Here is a 418-nt window from a genome sequence, read left to right on the forward strand (position 1 = left end):
ACAAAATGCAATATTCGCATCGGCAGATTTTGCATCCGGGGCTTCATGCTCTAACAACCAGGCCGTTCGGCGAGCAATCGCTGCGCCAGAATCCACCAGCCGGGTTCCCTCTGGCAGCACTTGTAATAGTTCTTCTTGTAGTAGAGGGAAATGGGTGCAACCCAATACAACTGTATCTGGCGGCTCTTTCATTCTTAACCACGGGCGTAGGATACGTTTTAGCGCATCCAGAGAAACATCTTCGCCATGCAGCTTCGCTTCAGCCAACTCAACCATCTCTGAAAAAAAAAATAGCTTTTCTTTTCTAAAGTATTTATATTCCACCCGATCCGTTACGTTTACGTCTCTTCAGTCTCGTCCTTCCACATCTTCGGTTCCCCTTTCTTGCGCACGGTCCCCCTCTTCCATTTCTTCCTTT

Annotated in this window: 1 pseudogene; it reads right to left on the reverse strand. The window is 47.8% G+C overall.

Annotated features, from left to right (window positions below):
• Positions 1–324, reverse strand: a pseudogene (locus BHE18_RS00650) (hypothetical protein); the annotation flags it as partial.
• Between the last annotated feature and the right edge of the window lie 94 nt (positions 325–418).

The sequence above is a fragment of the Rossellomorea aquimaris genome, from assembly GCF_001877785.1.
Lineage (GTDB): Bacteria > Bacillota > Bacilli > Bacillales > Bacillaceae_B > Rossellomorea > Rossellomorea aquimaris_A.